Here is a 14392-nt window from a genome sequence, read left to right as displayed (position 1 = left end):
GCGCTGTACTCAAGTTCGGAGAAGGTGGCTTGCATGGTCGGTCACGAGCGTGAGGCAGGGCGTCATTATCTCAAAGAGCGGCTGCCGACGGCAGGCGTCGGCTGGTTTCGATTAAATCAGTGCTTCCTTAGAAGATATGGACGCAACTTGCGGACTTCTGCCTCGTTGAGCTTCGCAGCCAAAAAAGCTCGAACGAAGTCTACGGGAATGGGGGCAGCCGCCTTCTGGCGATAGTCGGCTAGCAGTACGGGTTGCGACTCATTCAGGCAACGAAGCGTTGTGTAGAAGCAATATGCCCAGGCAATGCGGGTGGTTTCGGCGTTGTCGATGAACTTTGGGGAGCCAAGCGCGCCATAGAACAGCGTCTGTAATGACTGAAAATGGGTAGTGCTAAACGCGATGGGAGACGATATGGGTGGCTCGTCTAAGACCCGCAACAGGCAATCGAACAGAAGGATAGATCTCTTCTGCTGTTCTCGGAACGATGAAGATCCCGTCGCCGTTGCAGCAAGGATCACCTCCAACGCCTTGTCGCAAAGTCGCTCAAAGTGGTCTGCTGGCGAAGTCCATTCTTCCTTGGTTACACGCAGAAGCCCACTGCTGACAATTGGCAGACAAAATTGCGGTTCTGCTGGAAGGGTAGCCACCTTCACGAACTCCTTGATTAGGCGATGAGTATTTCTTGCAGCATAGGTCACTGACAATGAAATAGCAATCAGGGAAAGAGGCGGCAACCACTACCTGGAAGTGCAGGTCGTGTCCGAGCTCTTCGACGCTGCAGCCGCGCGTGCCTACGGGCTCGCCGTCGGCGATGTCGTCCTCAGCATCCACTGCGGATCGCGTGGGCTAGGCCACCAGATCGGCACCGACTACCTGCGCGAGATGGTGATCGCCGCGCCCAAGCTCGGCATCGTCCTCGCCGATCGCGAACTCGCCTGCGCGCCGCTCGCCTCAGCGCTGGGGCAGCGCTACCTGGGGGCCATGCGTGCCGGGATCAACTGCGCGCTCGCCAACCGGCAGATCCTCACCCACCTCGCGCGCGAAGTGTTCGCCGAAGTCTTTCCGGGGGCGAAGCTGCCAATGCTCTACGACGTCTCGCACAACACCTGCAAGGAAGAGACGCACGAAGTTGGCGGCAGCAAGCGGCGCCTGTTCGTGCATCGCAAGGGCGCGACGCGCGCCTTCGGGCCGCTGCACGACGAACTGCCGCCCGAGTACGCGAGCGTCGGGCAGCCGGTGCTGATCGGCGGCAGCATGGGCACAGCCTCGTACATCCTGGCTGGTGCCAGTGGTGCCAACGGTTCAAGGAACGGGGGCGAGCGCGCCTTCGGCTCGGCCTGCCACGGTGCCGGCCGCGCGATGAGCCGAAACGAGGCGACCCGACGCTGGCACGGTCGCGCCGTCGTCGACCAACTGGCCGCGCAGGGAATCCTCGTGCGCAGTCCGAGTTCGCGTGGCGTCGCCGAGGAAGCGCCGCTCGCCTACAAGGACGTCGATGCCGTCGTCGACGCTTCCGAGCGCGCGGGTCTGGCGAGCAAGGTCGCCCGACTGCTACCGCTCGTCTGCATCAAGGGCTGAGCACTGTCGCCCGCGCCTCCGGCCCATGGTGGAGCTCGAATGCATATGCTTTATGGATTGACGGCGATGCGCTCGGCGACTAGAGTCTGGACGTGGGCGCCGGATCCGGAGCGCCGCGCAAGCGAATTCCAGGCGGCAGGAGGAGACGATGAAGCCGATGGCAGTGGTCGGAGCAGTGCTGGTGCTGGCCGGATGTTCGGGGGTCGAGATCAGGCCGATCGCCAGGGAGGATGCGGAAAGCGCTCACTCCGCGCGCAGCATCGCCGCCGGTTACATCGTCTACGCGCCGGTGGTCGTCGTCGAGATCGCCCAGAGACGGCTGTGCGTCAGGAAGGATAGCAAGGGCAACTGCGAGGAAGAGGAAGTCCGGTGTGCGGCCGGAACGCCCTTCGTCCTGCCCGATCGCTCCAAGCCTTACCTGATCAACTTCAGCTCCGGGTTCGGCAAGGCGGGGGCCGATGTCTCGATCGCCGACGGATGGCGGCTGAGCGGGATCAAGGACACTGCAGACAACCAGTCCGTGCTCGGTTTCCTCGGCAAGCTGCCCGGCCTCGCCGGCGTCCGTGTTCCGGACTCGGTAGCTGGAGGCGGCGACTGCCCGCCCGGCTTGTATCGGGTCGACGCGGACGAGCAGGGCGTCAGGTTTCTCCGCATTCCCGGCTCTTGACGCCGCCCATTTTCACCCGGGTGTGGTTTTTAGTTCCATGTCATTGTGTCGGAAAAATTTACAGGGGTGCGGGCGGGACGTTTCGCCGGCGCAAAAAAGTCTGCACGATCATTCGCTTGGAAGCTGAGCAGAAACGGGCGTGAAACTTGCTCAAGTCTCAGGCAAGGCAGTGTGGTAGATTTGATGACATGGGAATTGATAGCGTGCAAGGCACGATTGATTGGGGATCATCATGAAAGAACCCCTGCAGACGAATTCGGTCGAGGAGCGGCGCAAGCTCTTGAAGGGAGCGCTGGCTGGCTCCGTCGTGATGACTCTTGGGTATGGCGGGGCTGCTGCTGCCCAATCGATGCTCTGTGTCGAGAAGGTCAATACGAATCCTCCGAGCAGCTATCCGCAAAAGGGTTTTCTCTTCGTTACTGATTATTTTGATCCGCCTCCTGCTTCCGGAAGCGCTTGGGCATGGAGGTTGTTCAGGGTGTATCGGAATACCTTGACGCCTCAGCCCGACAGCATCGAAGCCCTCTGGGATGGTTATCACTGGTATCAGTTAAGCCCTGATCGCTCGGACCTTCTGAGCCCGCCGCTGGACTCGTTCACGAAAGTGGCCGGCATCGGACTCGGCTATGTACTGGTTTTTTTCAACTACGATGGCACCGAATTGGGGACTTATCCCTCGCATCCGCTGATGGTCAACACCACTTATGCGCCTGCCGCCGCTTCGTGCCTGACCACCTTCCCTGCAGGGACGAACGATGCGAACTTCTACGACTACAGTCCCCCTGGCTAGTCGGGACGCTCGATGACCCAGGCTTCTCCGCGCCGCTGGATGCAAGCTTTCTGCTCGCCGCTGGGCGAAGCGTTCCTGTTCCTCGACCCCGTCAGTTGGCAGACCCACCTGCTGAGCGCGGGTGCCGTACGGGTGCTGTCCGAAAGTGCGCAAGCCATCGAGGAGGGGCGCTTCGATGTCTTTCTCGCCGAGGTGGCGGATCTCGGCGGCTGGCCGCCCGGCCTCGAAGATCTGGCACGCTCGCTGCAAGCGCTTGAGCGTTCGATGCTGCTGCCGGAGCGCGAATGGCGCGAAGCGCACGAATGGCAAAGCTGAACTACCGCCTGATCGAGGTCGGTGCGGCACGCCTGGCGGTTTTTTCACCGATCGAAAGCTTCCACGAACACCTCGACATCGTCTATCCGCATCAGGACCTCCTTGAAGACGAGGACTTTGCCGACGTGCGCGTGTCCTTGCTTCCCGGATCGCGCTGGCGTCCGGGGGGGCGACAAGTCTCGCTGTGGTCGGAAGGTTTGCGGCCGTTCGAGCCGTATCCGCTGCACAGCGCATTGCCGCTGTTCGAATGGGGCAGCAACTGGCTGCTGGCACGGCGCCTGAACGCCTATCTGCTGTTCCATGCCGGCGTGGTCGCGCGCGGCGAGCGCGCCGTGCTGCTGCCGGCGGCACCGGGGGCCGGCAAGACCACGTTGAGCTGTGCGCTGCACCTCGCCGGCTGGCGCTTCCTGTCCGACGAATTCGGCGTCGTCGATCCGGAGAGCGGCGACATCCTGCCGATGGTCAGGCCCGCGCCCTTGAAGAACCGCTCGATCGAGATCATCGGTGAGCGGCCGGGCGCCGTGCTCGGACCGCGCTTCCCGAAAACCCGCAAGGGTGACGTGGCGCATTTCGTCCCCGACCGGGACAGCTTCGACCAGCGCCATCGCCCTGCGACGCCCGCGCTGATCGTCTTTCCGCGCTTCGCGGCCGGCGCCAAACTGAGCCATGCGCCGGTGCCGCCGGCGCAGGCAGCGATGCGCCTCGGGCTCAACAGCTTCAACTACGAGTCGCTCGGTCCGGTCGGCTTCGCCGCGTTGGTCGCGCTGGCGCGGCGCACGCCGGCTTATGAACTCGTCTATGGCGATGTCGATGCGGCCATCGACCGCATCGACACCCTGTTCGCGAGCGCGCCCCGATGAACGCGTCTGCCGACGTCGGACTGCTGCTGCGCGGCCTGCACGAGCCGCTCCGCATCGACGAGGGCCGCTGGGATCGGCTGCTGCGCTTGGGGCGGGTGAGCGGACTGCATGCGCGACTGGCGGCGACGAACCTCGACAACCCGGCACTTACCGCCGTCGTCCGGCGGCACCTTTTATCGGCGCAGCGGATGGCGGCCTACCGCACGCAGATGCTGCGCGCCGAACTGTTCCGCCTCGCGCCCCTCGTCACGGACGATTTTCCGGTCATCGTGCTCAAGGGCGCCGCCTACGTGCTGCAGCAGCGCCGCCTCTCGGTGGGGCGCTTCGTCTCCGATGTCGACCTGCTCGTCCCGCGCCCGCAACTGCGCACGATGGAGTCGCGGCTGCTCGATGCCGGCTGGCGCGCGGAGAAGCTCGAAGCCTACGACGAGCGCTACTACCGCGACTGGAGCCACGAAACGCCACCGATGCGCTATCCCGGCAGCACGCTGGAACTGGACCTGCACCACGCGCTGACGCCGGTGACCGGCAGCCTCGCCTTTGATCCCGCGAGCCTGTTTGCACGCAGCGAGGCCATACCGGGAACGCCCTTTCGCGCGCTGTGTGCCGAGGACCAGGTGCTGCACGCCTGCGTGCATTGTTTCCACGACGGTGAACTCGACCTGCGCCTGCGCGAGGTGGTCGATATCGATGGCCTGCTGCGCGCCTTTGCCGAAGCGCCGGGATTTTCCGCGCGCCTGCGGCAACGCGCGGCCGAACTCGGCTTGGAGCGACCGCTCTGGTACGGCCTGCATTTCGCCGAGGCCTGGCTCGGCTGCCTGCCTGCCCACGAACTCAAGGCGAGCCTGCCGCCACCGGGGGCCCTGGCGAGGCGCAGCATGGACGCGCTGGTGCCGCTGTCGATGCTGCCCTCCGATCCGGACTTTCCGCCGCCCATGCGCGTTGCGATCGCACGCACCCTGCTGCGCAGCCGCTACCAGTGGCTGCGCATGCCGCCCCATCTGCTGTTTCCGCACCTGCTGCGCAAGAGCTGGCGCCGCCTGCGTGCGCGGGCCGACGCGAACGGACAGGCAGACGGAATGCCGTGAACGCCGGCGCGGTGCACTGGCGCCGATACGCCCGTAGCCTCGCCGGCAAACGCCGAGCTAAGGATCATGGCGGATCGTGCCACCCCTGAGCACGAACCGCAGCCATTCGCTGCCGTCATCGCGAGGCGCGCAGCGCCGTGGCAATCCAGTTCGTTCTTCCGGTTTTGTGGCCTCGTCAACTCAGGCGACGCGATATCAGCCCCACGCACTGGATCGCCGCGCCCTGCGGGCTCGCGATGACTGGCTGTTGCTCCGGGCAGCGTCTTTGCTTCGTCCCTTCGCAGTTTCACGGTGAACAAAAAGCCTGAAGACCCAGTGGATCTTCAGGCTTTTCGGGAATTCGCTGGAGCTTAGCGGAGTCCCCTCGACAGGAATCGAACCTGTATTTGTCGCTTAGGAGGCGACTGTTCTATCCATTGAACTACGAGGAGAGGTCGCATATTGTAGCCGCTGCCGTTGCCGGCGCCAAATTGCGCGTGTCTTTCGCGCTTCCCTGTGAGCGCGTTGCGGCGACGAGTGCCTCGTTCCTGCCTGACTCGGTGCAAAATACGCGCTGTACCGCAGTGCCGGCGCCCTGCCGCTGCCTGGACCTCGGCAGCGCCACAGTCTTCCTGCCGGCGCCTGCCACCGCTCCCGTCCCGTTTCTGGAGAATCGCCTCATGTTCAATCGCTTCCTGTTGCGCGTCCTGTTCGCCTTCGCCATGGTCGCCGCGCTGCTCGGCAGCAGCGTGGCGAGGGCCGACGACATCCCGGCCGAAGGTTCGCTGGCGCCGGCCTTCACCTTGCCTGACCAGAACGGCAAGGATGTTCGCCTCGACAGCCTGCGCGGCAAGTGGGTCGTCGTCTATTTCTATCCGAAGGACGACACGCCGGGCTGTACCAAGGAGGCGTGCAAGTTCCGCGACGATTACGCGCAGCTTTCCGCGATGGGCGTGCAGGTGCTCGGCATCAGCGTCGACGAGACCGCGTCGCACGCGGCGTTCGCGCAGAAGTACCGCCTGCCTTTCCCGCTGCTCGCCGACCGCGGCGGCGCCGTCGCCAAGCGCTACGGCGCGCTGTCCGACTGGGGCGTCATCAGCTATGCCCGCCGCTACACCTTCGTGGTCGACCCGCAGGGCAAGATCGCCAAGGTCTATCTGAAGGTCAACACCGACACCCACTCGACCGAGGTCATCGCCGACCTCAAACGTCTCACTGGAAAGAACTGATTTCATGCCTTTGCTCACCCTTTCCGGCGCCGGCCTGGCGTTCGGTTCCTGGGCCTTGCTCGACAAAGCCGACCTGCAACTCGATCCCGGCGAGCGCGTCGCGCTGATCGGCCGCAACGGCACCGGCAAGTCGTCCCTGCTGCGCGTCCTCGCAGGGCTTGGCGCGCTCGACGACGGCGAGGTCTGGCGCCAGCCGGGGCTGTCGGTCGCCTACGTCGCGCAGGAGCCGCCGTTCGACCCCGATTCTTCGGTGTTCGATGCGGTCGTCGCCGGCATGGGCGAGGTTTCGCAGCTGCTCGCCGAGTACCACGCCGTCTCGCACGCGCTGGCGGCCGGGGAGGGGGGCGAGCACGAGGCCTTGCTGACGCGCCTGCACGACCTGCAGCAGGCACTCGAAGCGCGCGATGCCTGGGCCTTCGAGGCGCAGGCCGAGCGCGTGATCCAGCGTTTCTCGCTCGATCCGGACGCGCGCGTCGGCAGCCTCTCGGGCGGGCAGAAGAAGCGGCTGGCGCTGGCGCAGGCGCTGGCGATCTCGCCCGACCTGCTGCTGCTCGACGAGCCGACCAACCACCTCGACATCGCCGCGATCGAGTGGCTCGAAGAACTGCTGATCGCTTCGCCGGCGGCGCTGCTTTTCATCACCCACGACCGAAGCTTCCTCGACCGCGTCGCGACGCGCATCGTCGAACTCGACCGCGGCAAGCTCGCTTCCTTCCCCGGCAGTTTCACGACCTACCAGGAGCGAAAGGAACGCATGCTGCAGGACGAGGCGGTCGCCAACGCCAAGTTCGACAAGTTCCTCGCGCAGGAAGAGGTGTGGATCCGCAAGGGCGTCGAGGCGCGGCGCACGCGCAACGAGGGCCGCGTCCTGCGTCTAGAACAGTTACGCCGCGAGCGCGCGGCCCGGCGCGAGCGCGTCGGCCGCGTGAACATGGCGCTCGACGCGGGCGACAAGAGCGGCAAGCTCGTCGCCGAACTCGACTGCGTCAGCAAGACCTTCGGCGAGGGAGCGTCCGCGCGCAGCGTCGTCCGCAACTTCTCCTGCCGCATCCAGCGCGGCGACAAGATCGGCCTGATCGGCCCCAACGGCGCCGGCAAGACGACCCTGCTGCGCATGATCCTCGGCGAGCTGGCGCCCGATTCGGGCAAGGTCCGCTTGGGCACCAAGCTGCAGGTCGCGTATTTCGACCAGTTCCGCAGCCAGCTCGACGACAACGCGACACTCGCCGACGTGATCTCGCCGGGATCGGACTACGTCGACTTGGGCGGCGAGAAGAAGCACGTGATCAGCTATCTCGGCGACTTCCTCTTCCCGGCGCAGCGCGCGCGCTCGCCGGTGAGCTCGCTCTCGGGCGGCGAGCGCAACCGCCTCTTGCTCGCGCGCCTGTTCGCCAAGCCGGCCAACGTGCTCGTCCTCGACGAGCCGACCAACGACCTCGACATTGAGACGCTCGAACTGCTCGAACAGCGGCTGCAGGAGTATTCGGGAACGCTGTTCCTGGTCAGCCACGACCGGACCTTCCTCGACAACGTGGTCACGCAGACGATCGTGTCCGAGGGCGACGGCGTCTGGCGCGAGTTCGTCGGCGGCTATACGGACTGGGCGAACTGGCGCGCGCAACAGGCGGCCGAGCAGGCAGCCGCCGAAAAGGCCGCCCAGAAGCGCGCCGAGGGCGAGGCGAAAGCCGCGCCGCAGCGGCGCGCCGACGCCACGGGCGAGGGGGCCGCCGGCAAGGCTCCGGCCAAGTCCAAGCTCAGCTACAAGGAAGCGCGCGAGTTGGAGGCGCTGCCCGGGCGCATCGCCGATCTGGAGGCCGAGCAGAAGACGCTGAGCGCCCGCCTAGAAGACCCGGCGCTCTACGCGGCGCCCGGCAACGAGGCGCAGGAACTGTCGGCGCGGCTGGCGCAGATCGACGAGGAACTGCTCGAACTGCTCGAACGCTGGGAGACGCTCGAAGCGCGCGGGTGATTACGCCGCGAACTGCAGCCGCGCCAGCTTCGCGTACAGCCCGTCCAGGCGCAGCAGCTCGGCGTGGCTGCCGGTTTCGACGATGTGGCCCTGGTCGAGGACGACGATGCGGTCGACGCGCTGCACGGTGGCGAGCCGGTGCGCGATCACCAGCGTCGTGCGGTTTTCCATCAGCCGCTCGAGCGCGGCCTGAACCAGGCGCTCGCTCTCGGCGTCGAGCGCCGAGGTGGCTTCGTCGAGGAGCAGGATCGGCCGGTCGGCGAGCAGCGCGCGGGCGATCGCGATGCGCTGGCGCTGGCCGCCGGAGAGCTTGACGCCGCGCTCGCCGAGGTCGGTGTCGTAGCCCTGTGGCAGCTTGTCGATGAACTCGTCGGCGTAGGCGGCGACGCAGGCGGCGCGCACTTCGTCGAGCGTCGCCTCGGGACGCGCGTAGCGCACGTTGTCCAGCACGCTGCTGGCGAAGATCACCGCCTCCTGCGGCGCCAGCGCGATCTGCCGGCGCAGTTCGCGCGGGTCGGCGCAGGCCAGATCGACGCCGTCGATGCAGACGCGCCCGGATTGCGGATCGTAGAAGCGCAAGAGCAACTGGAAGACGGTGCTCTTGCCCGCCCCCGAGGGACCGACCAGCGCCACCGTCTCGCCGGCGCCGACCGTCAGGCTGAAGCCCGCGAGCGCTGCCGCGTCGGGGCGCGCCGGGTAGGCGAAGCCGACCGCGTCGAAGACGATCTCGCCCTGCACGCGCTGGGGAAGTGCGACCGGTGCTGCCGGAACGGAAATTTCCGGGCGCACGGCGAGCAGTTCGAGCAGGCGCTCGCTGGCGCCGGCGGCACGCTGCAGTTCGCCCCAGGACTCCGAGATCGCCCCGACGGAGCCTGCGACCAGCGCCGCGTAGAAGACGAAGGCCGACAGCTGTCCGCCGCTGATCTCGCCGGCGAGCACGTCGTGGCCGCCGACCCAGAGGATCAGCGCGATCGCGCCGAAGACGAGCAGGATCACCGCCGCGACCATGCCGGCGCGGCTGCGCGTGCGGCGCACTGCGGTGGCGAAGCCGGCCTCGACGCGCGCCGCGAAGTCGCCACGGTCGGCGTCCTCGTGGCCGTAGGCCTGCACGACGCGGATCTCGTGGATGGTCTCGTCGATGCGGTTGCCGAGGTCGGCGACGCGGTCCTGGCTCTGCCGCGCCAGCGCGCGCACGCGGCGGCCAAAGAAGATGATCGGCGTCACCACCAGCGGAACGCCGCCGAGCACCAGCAGCGACAGCTTGACGCTGGTCGTGAGCAGCATGATCAGCCCGCCGGCGAGCAGCAGCGCGTTGCGCACGAACAGCGACAGGCTCGAACCGATCGCGCTCTCGATCTGCGCCGTGTCGGCGGTCAGCCGCGCGATCACGTCGCCGGTCCGCCCCTGCTCGAAGAACGAAGGCGGCAGCGTCAGCAGGTGGTCGAACACGCGCCGCCTGAGATCGGAGGCGACACGCTCGCCGAGCCACGACACCATGTAGAAGCGCAGGTAGGTCGACGCCGACAGCAGTGCGATGACGCCGAACATGGCGAAGAGCGCGCGGTCGAGCCATTGCGGGTCGCCGGCGGCGAAACCGCGGTCGATCACCGTGCGCAGTCCCTGGCCGACGCCGAGCAGCGCCAAGGCAGCGACGATCAGCGCGATCGCGGCGATCAGCACGCGGCTGCGGTAGGGGACGAGCAGTCCGAGCAGTACGGTCAGCGCTCGGGGAGGTGCTACGGAAGGGGGCACGTCGGGGGCAGGGGAATTCATGCGCTGGCGGGATCGGTCAAGAGCGGTGAAGCCTGGCAGTTTAGCGAGAAAGCGGATTGTCGACAGCGCCCTGTCGACCTAGAATAGATACGACTACATACACACATCAGGAGGTAGCCATGATCACCAGCCGTGTTTTCATGAATGGCAACAGTCAGGCGGTGCGAATTCCCGTTCAGTTCCGCATGAACGCAAGTCGGGTCGAGATCAGCCGAAATGACGCAGGCGACCTGATCATTCATCCGCTGACGCAAGACCGGGGGAGCGCATTCCTGGAGGCGCTGGAGTCCTTCGACGACGACTTCGTTGCAGCCCTTGAGGAAGCGCATCGGGACCAGCCTCCGCTCCAGGAACGGGAGCCGCTGTGAAGTACATGCTCGACACCAACATCCTGATCTACCTGATCAAAACGCGACCGCCCGGCATCGCCCAGCGCATCAATGCCCTGAACGAAGATGACCTGATCTGCATGTCTTTCGTCACCCATGCCGAGTTGCTCAAAGGCGCCGAACGCAGCACCCGAAGATCAGAGGTGCTGCGTCGCATCGACAAGCTGACCCGGCAAGTGCCGGTATGCTACGAGACGAGCGCAGCACTCTGTCGGCACTACGCCGAGCAATTTTTCCGTCTCAAGACCGCCGGAACGCCCATCGGCGCCAATGATCTGTGGATCGCCAGCCACGCCCTGGCCGAAGACGCCATTCTGGTGACCAACAATACCCGAGAATTCGAGCGAGTCTCCGGTTTGCGGCTCGACAACTGGGTAGCGTAATCCTCCGGCTTCGAACCGCTTGACAGCAAAGAGAGCGAGGCGGAACCGGCGCCGGCAAATTACTTCTTGCTCGTCTTCACCTTGCTGGCGAAACTCCGAGAACCAAGCTTGGGGTCAGGTCTCGCATCGTTGCATTGATTGCCGGATGCAACAATGCGAGACCTGAGCCCGTGACGGATGCACGCCCACAAAAAAAGATGATGAAATGCTAAATTTCGAGGGTCGCCTTTAGTGGTCCCACGCGGGCATAAGCTTCAACCAGCACCCTTTGGTGCGGGTCTATGCCTTCGGATTTTACGTCGAGGCCCAAATCGGCGATCTCATCAAAGTTGAGCGACAGGCGCTTTGCCATGGCTGCCAAAATAAAACTCTCAGCCGCTTGTTGCTCCGTCGATTCTGATTTGTGACGCGCCATGCTCTTGATCGCTAACGTGAAAGTGAGGGGCGACGGGCCGGCATCGCCGGCGCGGCGTCCCAGCGGCGGAGCCGCGCCTCGACCGCGGGGTTAGCCACCATCATTTCCAACCGCATGTCGCGACAACCATTTGGATAAGTGATCAAAGTCACTCAAAGAAATTCTATTGCCGATTCGCATCTGCTCTTCGCGGGCATCTTTGGTAAAGAAGGATGAGGTAACAATGATTCCTTGGTTAGCTCTATGAGCCTCTGTGACGCCATAAAGCCCGCGAACCACTTCAACTCCCACCTTGTTTTGACGGTCGTATCGCTTGCACTCAGCCAAGATCAATAATTTCGATATGGGCGTACTCATTTTTGCCCAGATATCGTAACCGCCGTCCCGCGTGGCTTTTGTCAGCGTAACCTCACAGCCCTCCTTCTCAAGCAAGAACGCAACAAGCTCTTCGAACTTCCTGGGGGCCAAGGAATACATGGCTTCGGGATGGCTTGCAAGGTATTCAACGAGGCGCGTAGAGATTTCAGAAACGGTTTGGATATCAAGGTGAGAAAAACTACCGTGTTCATAGAGCAATACTGTCAAAGGCGGATGACGATGTGTGTTCGGCAGGTATTCGAGCAGTGCCGTCCTGTCGCGGTCTCTTAGTTTATGGTAAGGTGCTAGTCCTCTAATTCCCGCGGCTTCGAACTGCCCGATTAATATCTCCACCGGCATTGCGAGCTGATCGGCCATGTAGCCGACGCAATTTTTTGGGAATTCAGACGGTCGGGTCCAAAGGCTCGAAAAATCAAGTGCATCGGGCTTAGGCATGGCCCGACGTCGATCATCTTGGCGCTTTAGCAATTGCTCTAGGTGCTTCTTCAACGCGCGCAGTCCTAAGGTGGCTAATGTTTAAGGTAAACGGCCGCCGGAGAGGCGTAGCCGCGGAGGTAACCCGCAAGCGCGGCTTGCAGGCGGTCCGTGTTGACCGAGAGGTTAGGGCACAAGCTGTTGAAGTACAGCATTGAGTTCGATACCTGTGTCGACCACACACTGGGAGGAGCGCTAATATTCCAATGCAATAAAATCATCGGCGAAGACCTGTGGAAATGTCCTGTCGTCATGGACGAACGCTGGAAATGCCACAATGTGTCGTTTTTCGCGGGTGCCCGTTAAGTCTTCGTTGAGCGTTGGAAACACGATACTCCGGTGTTTTGCTTGGTTTGTGAGCGCTGCTAGATGCGTAAATTTCTCAGCACTCACAAGTGAGTCCAGTAGCGACGCTATAGTGTTCAATAGAGGCTCTCGCTTCAGTAACTTCAATACGCTGCCTGCGCAGATGTCTCGCGCCTTGAGAGCTCCTACAGCCTGATTTAGGCCAAGGGAATAGTAGATGGCGTGTGCCAGGATATCCGGCACAGCGTGAATGCTCTGAACACATGCTGTGAGGTGCGCGCTGACTTCACGTATGAAGATATTGAAATCAACCCACGCCTCTGAGTCACCAAACGATACTTCGAACAGTGAAGCATTTTGGAGTGTTGTTTGGGTATAAGAGTCGATCTTGGCTTTGGCGTCTTGGAAATGTATCCTGGCGTAGGTTTGGCGATCGACAACGGAGCGAAGGCAAGGCTTGGCAAGCTCAAGCTGGTCATCGCCGAACAGTCGGCGAATATGTTCTCGAGTTTCCTCAATTTCCCAGCAGCCCATATGTGCCCTAACGTTTGAATTCACCGGCCTGCGCAGCTTTTCGCGCGGGTCCGGTGGAATGATTGGTTCGGCCTCATAGATTTCTGCCAAACCATGAGAGGGGTTTTCGGCAAGGCCTCATCACGGTGTCGTATATGTCCGTGTACTCAACATTGACCGTCAGTGGCGCCAACGCTGCGCGGACTCGGTCTCTACACATCGAAAAATTGGCCTCATTTTCATGTTCTGTAAGTTCGAGAAGAACGATTTCCGCACCAGCCTGGAGCGTGCGGCGACGCAGCGTGTGGGTGAATGTGTTCCACGGTCGTCCCTTAGGAAGCGCAGGCATCCACTCAATCAAGCTCTCATGCGCGTTGGCGCCATCCGACACGGTTACAGCTAGAACAATCATCGGGCCGGAGCCATTATTTCGGAGCGTGACCCGTAGGCTGTCCTCGTAGTCTGCAACGGTCACTTCCGCGAGTGGCCGTACCGACAACTCGTTGTGCCGTCGTTGGCTACGAGCAGTCGAAATAGAAATCCAAACCGAAACACACGAAACAAAGAGAGCAAGGAATGCGGCAGCCGCACTCGCCAAGGCGCCGAGGGCATTGGCGGCGTTGGCGTCCGATGTCAAAAGAGCAATAAGGGCGTCCATTGGCTACCTTGAGGCCGAACGTTCGAGTTCAGGGACGCTGCGCGGCTTTATCGCGCAGCGTCCCCTGCAACGAAGGGTTAGAACTCCCGAGCTTACTGTTGCGTTCGTATTCAGTTGCAACGGCCAAACCAGATATGGACCGGCTAAGAGCATAAATGGCGGGGCCAGTCATGAGGAAGCTTGCAAACCACGTCGATGCAGGGAGCGCATCCGGCGCTAGAAGAACAATAAAAACAACGACCGTACCGTATAGCAGGGAAATTGCGCCAGCGGTGTATGCCCTCAAATTCACGCTATAAACATCACCAAGGCCAATGCAGCGGTAAGCGTTGGAACCGCGTTGCGCCGTTTTGATGCATCCCGTTATACACATCTTGTAGGATGACGGCTTTGTCATGACAGGAGCGCGGGTGTGGGCTGGGCAGCAGAAGAATTCGAGACCTTGGAGCTGGGGGATGCGCGACTCAACCGCAGGGCGGTGCTGCTGGCCGAGCGACTGGCCCTTAAACCCGGTGCGAGCATCCCCAATGCGTGCCAGAACTGGAGCGAGACGGTCGCGGCCTACCGGTTTCTTTCGCACGGGGGCGTGAGCTGGGATGACGTGATGCAGGCGCACTGTCAGGCCAGC

The 14392-nt window shown here is 63.1% G+C and carries 17 protein-coding genes and 1 tRNA gene; 11 read left to right on the top strand and 7 right to left on the bottom strand.

Going from position 1 to position 14392, the window contains the following annotated elements:
• Nucleotides 1-116: 116 nt before the first annotated feature.
• Entirely contained in the window at nucleotides 117-647 is a 531-nt protein-coding gene (locus CCR84_RS06025) for a hypothetical protein (RefSeq protein WP_201210556.1), read from the bottom strand.
• Nucleotides 648-708: 61 nt separating this feature from the next.
• Here CCR84_RS06025 and CCR84_RS06020 point away from each other — a divergent pair, with 61 nt between their 5' ends.
• The 6 genes from CCR84_RS06020 to CCR84_RS05995 all read left to right on the top strand — a co-directional run bounded on the left by CCR84_RS06020 (nucleotide 709) and on the right by CCR84_RS05995 (nucleotide 5298).
• The gene (locus tag CCR84_RS06020; protein ID WP_338052573.1) at nucleotides 709-1578 is read left to right on the top strand and encodes an RtcB family protein; all 870 of its coding nucleotides are present in this window, start codon (nucleotides 709-711) and stop codon (nucleotides 1576-1578) included.
• A 148-nt stretch (nucleotides 1579-1726) separates the two neighbouring features.
• Nucleotides 1727-2245 (top strand): hypothetical protein, encoded by a 519-nt coding sequence (locus CCR84_RS06015; RefSeq protein ID WP_201210555.1) that lies wholly within the window; start codon nucleotides 1727-1729, stop codon nucleotides 2243-2245.
• A 232-nt stretch (nucleotides 2246-2477) separates the two neighbouring features.
• On the top strand, nucleotides 2478-3035 hold the full coding sequence (locus CCR84_RS06010; RefSeq protein WP_201210554.1) for a hypothetical protein: 558 nt from the start codon (nucleotides 2478-2480) through the stop codon (nucleotides 3033-3035).
• 39 nt (nucleotides 3036-3074) lie between these two features.
• Complete coding sequence (locus CCR84_RS06005) at nucleotides 3075-3350, top strand: hypothetical protein (protein ID WP_242508573.1); 276 nt, start codon at nucleotides 3075-3077, stop codon at nucleotides 3348-3350.
• A complete protein-coding gene (locus tag CCR84_RS06000) occupies nucleotides 3338-4210 on the top strand; it encodes an HprK-related kinase A (protein ID WP_201210552.1) in 873 nt (290 codons plus the stop codon). Before CCR84_RS06005 ends, CCR84_RS06000 begins: the two co-directional genes overlap by 13 nt.
• Nucleotides 4207-5298, top strand: coding sequence for a nucleotidyltransferase domain-containing protein (locus CCR84_RS05995; protein WP_201210551.1), 1092 nt, complete (start codon nucleotides 4207-4209; stop codon nucleotides 5296-5298). The genes CCR84_RS06000 and CCR84_RS05995 overlap by 4 nt, the downstream gene beginning before the upstream one ends.
• A 359-nt stretch (nucleotides 5299-5657) precedes the next feature.
• Here CCR84_RS05995 and CCR84_RS05990 read toward each other — a convergent pair.
• Nucleotides 5658-5729 (bottom strand) — tRNA-Arg (locus CCR84_RS05990).
• Nucleotides 5730-5957: 228 nt separating this feature from the next.
• Here CCR84_RS05990 and CCR84_RS05985 point away from each other — a divergent pair.
• Nucleotides 5958-6506, top strand: coding sequence for a peroxiredoxin (locus tag CCR84_RS05985; RefSeq protein WP_201210549.1), 549 nt, complete (start codon nucleotides 5958-5960; stop codon nucleotides 6504-6506).
• 4 nt (nucleotides 6507-6510) lie between these two features.
• Nucleotides 6511-8475 (top strand): ATP-binding cassette domain-containing protein, encoded by a 1965-nt coding sequence (locus CCR84_RS05980; protein WP_201210547.1) that lies wholly within the window; start codon nucleotides 6511-6513, stop codon nucleotides 8473-8475.
• Here CCR84_RS05980 and CCR84_RS05975 read toward each other — a convergent pair whose 3' ends face one another.
• On the bottom strand, nucleotides 8476-10248 hold the full coding sequence (locus CCR84_RS05975; protein WP_201210545.1) for an ABC transporter transmembrane domain-containing protein: 1773 nt from the start codon (nucleotides 10246-10248) through the stop codon (nucleotides 8476-8478).
• A 119-nt stretch (nucleotides 10249-10367) separates the two neighbouring features.
• On the opposite strand from CCR84_RS05975, the gene CCR84_RS05970 reads away from it, so the two are divergent.
• Both CCR84_RS05970 and CCR84_RS05965 read left to right on the top strand, forming a co-directional pair.
• A complete protein-coding gene (locus CCR84_RS05970) occupies nucleotides 10368-10616 on the top strand; it encodes an antitoxin (protein WP_201210543.1) in 249 nt (82 codons plus the stop codon).
• 5 nt (nucleotides 10617-10621) lie between these two features.
• Nucleotides 10622-11020 carry a type II toxin-antitoxin system VapC family toxin gene (locus tag CCR84_RS05965; protein ID WP_207186235.1) on the top strand — a complete coding sequence of 133 codons (399 nt, stop codon included), beginning with the start codon at nucleotides 10622-10624 and terminating at the stop codon, nucleotides 11018-11020.
• A 208-nt stretch (nucleotides 11021-11228) separates the two neighbouring features.
• Here CCR84_RS05965 and CCR84_RS05960 read toward each other — a convergent pair whose 3' ends face one another.
• The 4 genes from CCR84_RS05960 to CCR84_RS05945 form a co-directional block, all read right to left on the bottom strand.
• On the bottom strand, nucleotides 11229-11435 hold the full coding sequence (locus CCR84_RS05960; RefSeq protein WP_201210541.1) for a hypothetical protein: 207 nt from the start codon (nucleotides 11433-11435) through the stop codon (nucleotides 11229-11231).
• Nucleotides 11436-11525: 90 nt separating this feature from the next.
• Entirely contained in the window at nucleotides 11526-12248 is a 723-nt protein-coding gene (locus CCR84_RS05955; RefSeq protein ID WP_201210540.1) for a restriction endonuclease, read from the bottom strand.
• A gap of 234 nt (nucleotides 12249-12482) precedes the next feature.
• Nucleotides 12483-13217 (bottom strand): hypothetical protein, encoded by a 735-nt coding sequence (locus CCR84_RS05950; RefSeq protein WP_201210539.1) that lies wholly within the window; start codon nucleotides 13215-13217, stop codon nucleotides 12483-12485.
• A complete protein-coding gene (locus CCR84_RS05945) occupies nucleotides 13201-13764 on the bottom strand; it encodes a hypothetical protein (protein WP_201210538.1) in 564 nt (187 codons plus the stop codon). The genes CCR84_RS05950 and CCR84_RS05945 overlap by 17 nt, the downstream gene beginning before the upstream one ends.
• Nucleotides 13765-14176: 412 nt before the next feature.
• Here CCR84_RS05945 and CCR84_RS05940 point away from each other — a divergent pair.
• Nucleotides 14177-14392: IS4/Tn5 family transposase DNA-binding protein (locus CCR84_RS05940; RefSeq protein WP_201210537.1), on the top strand; the 216-nt coding region annotated here is incomplete at its 3' end.

Source organism: Rhodocyclus purpureus, from assembly GCF_016653115.1.
Lineage (GTDB): Bacteria > Pseudomonadota > Gammaproteobacteria > Burkholderiales > Rhodocyclaceae > Rhodocyclus > Rhodocyclus purpureus.
The sequence above is the reverse complement of the archived record's forward strand: the minus strand, read 5'-3'. Positions and strand labels throughout refer to the sequence as shown.